The sequence below is a fragment of the Gracilibacillus suaedae genome, from assembly GCF_017599345.1.
Taxonomy (GTDB): Bacteria; Bacillota; Bacilli; order Bacillales; family Amphibacillaceae; genus Gracilibacillus; species Gracilibacillus suaedae.
This window is the reverse complement of record NZ_JAGFVL010000052.1, coordinates 1-4,410: the sequence shown is the minus strand read 5'-3', so window position 1 is coordinate 4,410 and position 4,410 is coordinate 1. Positions and strand designations below refer to the sequence as shown.

The 4,410-nt window shown below is 39.9% G+C and carries 3 protein-coding genes; all 3 read left to right on the top strand.

The window, feature by feature from the left end; translation table 11 throughout:
• The first annotated feature begins 476 nt into the window (after positions 1 to 476).
• The 3 genes from J5J03_RS15200 (at position 477) to J5J03_RS15190 (ending at position 3,782) form a co-directional block, all read left to right on the top strand.
• On the top strand, positions 477 to 1,331 hold the full coding sequence (locus J5J03_RS15200) for an NAD-dependent epimerase/dehydratase family protein (RefSeq protein WP_208590657.1): 855 nt from the start codon (positions 477 to 479) through the stop codon (positions 1,329 to 1,331).
• An 18-nt stretch (positions 1,332 to 1,349) separates the two neighbouring features.
• Positions 1,350 to 2,333, top strand: a complete 984-nt coding sequence (locus J5J03_RS15195) for an aldo/keto reductase (RefSeq protein ID WP_208590656.1) — start codon at positions 1,350 to 1,352, stop codon at positions 2,331 to 2,333.
• Positions 2,334 to 2,498: 165 nt separating this feature from the next.
• Positions 2,499 to 3,782, top strand: coding sequence for an IS110 family RNA-guided transposase (locus J5J03_RS15190; protein WP_208587795.1), 1,284 nt, complete (start codon positions 2,499 to 2,501; stop codon positions 3,780 to 3,782).
• Positions 3,783 to 4,410 lie beyond the last annotated feature (628 nt).

Here is a 4,410-nt window from a genome sequence, read left to right as displayed (position 1 = left end):
GTGAGTTCCCACAGGAGTCTCCGTATTCTGCCTACGCTATTGTTGTGCTCTGGTTATAGAAAGGATAGAACTCATGGAAATACATATGGTGGAGAATTCGATTGGTTGATTTCGGATTAGTGTTGTAGGGCATATCTTAACGAAGGCCGCCCACTTTCACTCCTGTGGGAATTGTTTGACCTGAAGATCCACTTTTTCGAGCGGTTTTGGCTCGAAAAAGTTAGCTGAAGGACAAACCCCACGGAAAGGGAAGTGGGCAGCCGGAGTGGCAGTTATGATCACGATATATGTCAAAATTACTTCATAGGTGACTGTGCATTTAATTTCGAACAAACAGTATTTTCACTACTTCGCAGTATATATCTACTACGAATTAGATAAAAAAGCAGGGTTGAGCGGATTCTTTTAATTCTTTGGTGAAAGCACGTATAATAGTGTGTGAAAACGCAAACAAAGAAGGGGAAGGTGGCATCGATATGACAAAGGTAGTGATTACAGGTGGGAGTGGTTTGTTAGGGCCGTCTGTTATTCAGGAATTCTTGGATCATAATTATGAGGTAGTAAATGTCGATCAAAAACATCCGAAGGATCCTAAATGTAAAACAATTATTACAGACTTAACCAATCTTGGTGAAGTGTACGGAGTGCTTGAAGGTGCAGATGCTGTCGTTCACTTAGCAGCGATACCGGTAGCGTATTCTCATCCAAATGAAGTGACATTTCAAAATAACGTCATGTCAACTTATAACATTTTAGAAGCAGCAGGTACACTAGGAATCAAAAAGGCAGTGATTACTTCTAGTGAATCATCCTACGGGCTTGTCTTTAGTAAACAAGACTTACAACCTTTATATGTACCTGTCGATGAGGAACATCCGCAAATGCCAGAGGATAGTTATGGTCTTTCTAAAATCGTTAACGAAAAAACAGCTGACATGATTCATCAACGTACAGGTATGCAAGTTGTGTCGATGCGGGTAGGCAATGTCATCGCTCCACAAATGTATGAGAATTTCCCAGCGTTTATACATAAGCCCGAATTACGTAAGCCGATTTTATGGAGTTATATTGATGCACGAGATGCTGGAGCAGCTTATCGATTAGCAGTCGAAAAGGATGGGCTAGGAACAGTAGCTCTAAACCTTGCTGCTGACAACTCCAGTATGGATATCACAAGTAAAGAGCTGATAGAGACATGCTTCCCTAATGTAGCCGATTTTCGTGAGCCAATAGAAGGATATCAAACATTATTAAGTAATAAAAAGGCAAAAGAAGTATTAGATTGGCAGCCTGTTCACAACTGGCGTGATTATGTAAAAGTAAACAATTAATAAGAGGAGAGAGACTTAATGCAATATCGTCAATTTGGCAAAACAGATATGAAAATAAGTGAGTTAAGCTTTGGCACCTGGGCGATAGGTGGTGCATGGGGCCAAACCAATGATGAGGAAGCATTAAACGGATTGGCACGTGCTATGGATGCTGGGGTAAATTTCTTTGATACTGCCGATGTATATGGAGATGGCCACAGTGAGGAGTTACTTGCGAGAGCAACGAAAGGGAAAGAAGACAAGATTTATATCGCAACCAAATTTTGTCGTGCCGGAGATATACAGGACCCTATGACCTATTCAAAAGAATCAGTAACTAATTATGTAGAAAATAGTTTACGCAGACTACAGCGTGAACAGTTAGATTTGATTCAAATCCATTGTCCGCCAATTGAAATCCTTCAAGATGGAGCTGTATTTGAAGTATTGGATAAATTACAGCAACAAGGAAAAATTCGTCACTATGGTGTTAGTGTCGAGACAGTGGAAGAAGGCTTGCTAGCCATGGAAAACCCGAATGTAGCAGCTTTACAAGTGATCTTTAACATGTTTCGCCAAAAGCCAATCACGGAGTTATTCCCGGTTGCACAGGAGAAGAATGTCGGTGTCCTAGCTAGGGTACCGTTAGCTAGTGGATTGTTAACAGGCAAATTCTCTACTAATCACGAGTTCGAAGATGATGATCACCGTAAGTTTAATCAGAATGGTGAAGCATTTAATGTCGGAGAAACTTTTGCTGGTTTGCCTTTTACTAAAGGCGTAGAGTTGAGTAAGCAATTAGAATGGATTGCAGAAAGAAGAGGCAATATGACAAGGGCAGCATTGAAATGGATCTTAAGCCATGAAGCTGTTTCTTCCGTGATTCCAGGTTTTAAAACAGTAAAACAGGTCGAAGATAACCTGGCAGCAGTTAACGTTCCAGAGTTCTCCAACCAAGAGTTAGAAAAAATACGCAACTTTTATAAAAATGAAGTACACGATCATATTCGTGGCCCCTATTAATACAATGAAGGTATGGAAGCTTTCCATACCTTTTCATTTGTTAGGAAAGCATTCCTGTAATAAAGCAAAATGGGTATTGAATAAAAAATACCCCCTTGGTATGATACGAGGTGTCCAAAGCTGATCAGCGAAAAGGACCCTTAATTAGAACCAAGGAGGACTATTATGTATTATAAACAAAATGAAAAAATATCACAAGTAACGGAACAAACATTAATTATCGGGATTGATATCGCCAAAAACAAACACGTTGCACGTGCGCAAGATTTTCGTGGCATACAGTTTGGAAAAGCTTTATACTTTGATAACTCATGGGAAGGCTTTGAGAGCCTCATGTGTTGGAAAGATGAATTATGCGTCCAGCATGAAAAAACGGATATTATCATGGGGATGGAACCAACGGGACATTATTGGTTACCTTTAACTTATTGGTTAAAAGGAAAACAGCTAAAAGTCGTTGTTGTCAACCCGGCTCATGTCAAGAAATCAAAAGAATTGGATGATAATTCACCAACCAAAAATGATGTAAAAGATGCCAGAGTAATATCCCGTCTCATCCAAGATGGGCGTTATTCGGAACCGAATTTACCAGAAGGTATCTATGCAGAACTGCGAGAAGGTATGAATTTGTACGAGCAATTAATAAAGGATTTTCAAGCAGTAAAAGGTCGTGTTCATCAATGGATTGACCGGTATTTTCCTGAATATACAACGGTCTTTTCCAACTGGGAAGGAAAAGCCTCTTTGGAAGTCCTCAAGATGGGATTGTTTCCGGATGAAATCGTCCAAACAGAGGACATTACCATCTTGCATGAAATTCGTAAAGCAGTCAAAAAAGGAGTGGGATTGAAAAAGATCCGACAATTAAAAGAAGTTGCCGGACATTCTGTTGGCATACAAGAAGGAAAAACCCTAGCTAGGTTAAAACTGAAAACATTAATGGAACAATATGTCCTGCTTCAAGAGAAAATAGAAGAGGCATGGGAAGTGGTAGAGGAGTTTCTAGATACCATCCCAGGCGTGAAAGAAATGGATGATATGAAAGGGGTTGGCAAGGTAACGATCGCATCATTCTATGCAGAAGTGGGCGATATAAGCAACTATACGCATCCTGAACAAATCATTAAATTGGCAGGATTAAATTTGAAACTGGCCACGTCCGGTAAATGGAAAGGCAGAACCATCATCACGAAGAGAGGGCGCCCGAAATTACGTGCTCTGTTGTTTAAAGTCATTCTGCCATTGGTGAATCACAATCCTGCATTTAAGGCAATACATGAATATTTTACGACAAGAAAAGAAAATCCATTGAAGAAAAAACAATCCTTAATTGCATTATGTTGTAAGTTAATTCGTGTATTATTTGCCATTGGAAAGAAACAAGTAGCCTTTCGTCCAGAAAAGATGTTACAGGATATCCCACATTTTCGTTTAAAAGATGCCGTATAACAAAAGATTTGGTAATGTTCTCTTCATGGAATGACAGTTATACCTAAGTGGCTTGACATGGAGCCTCTATGGGCATGATCTCCTCGCCAAGGAATCAAATGGTAAAAAATTGGCTCTGTTGGATCAGGGTATCATGCCCACCTCTCCACATCAAGCCGTGCAATGAATAGAGTGTAGTGAAAGAAAGACTACAGACGATAGTAGCGTATGAATGAAAGATTATCTTAAATAGAAACACATGAATGACATCAAGAAAACAAACACAACATCTGAAGCCACGGAGCAGCCGGCAAACTTATATACGATCGGGCAATGACCCTGGAGGAAAGCATCGCCGGCCCCACTTCATGGATAGACCGAACGAAGGAATGTATGCGCAAAGACGCTGTGAGATATGGGAGGGTTTGTCGCCATGAGTACTGTGGGAATGGAGTGCGATCATAGCACAACTAATTACCATTTTTTTCAAAACAGAAAGAATGGCTTATTAAGTACACCCTTTTTCACCATCATTCCCTAAATGATTTGGTTGACTCCAGTTATGATGTGAAGTAGTCCTTGATATGTAGATGAAATTCTAAGAAAAACAGAGTAATCAAGAGAATACGTTAGTATATAGAGGGAGTAT

Excerpts from the sequence above, each read along its gene's own strand:
- J5J03_RS15200 (WP_208590657.1), top strand. The coding sequence starts at position 477 with ATGACAAAGGTAGTGATTACAGGTGGGAGTGGTTTGTTAGGGCCGTCT.
- J5J03_RS15190 (WP_208587795.1), top strand. The coding sequence starts at position 2,499 with ATGTATTATAAACAAAATGAAAAAATATCACAAGTAACGGAACAAACA.
- J5J03_RS15195 (WP_208590656.1), top strand. The coding sequence starts at position 1,350 with ATGCAATATCGTCAATTTGGCAAAACAGATATGAAAATAAGTGAGTTA.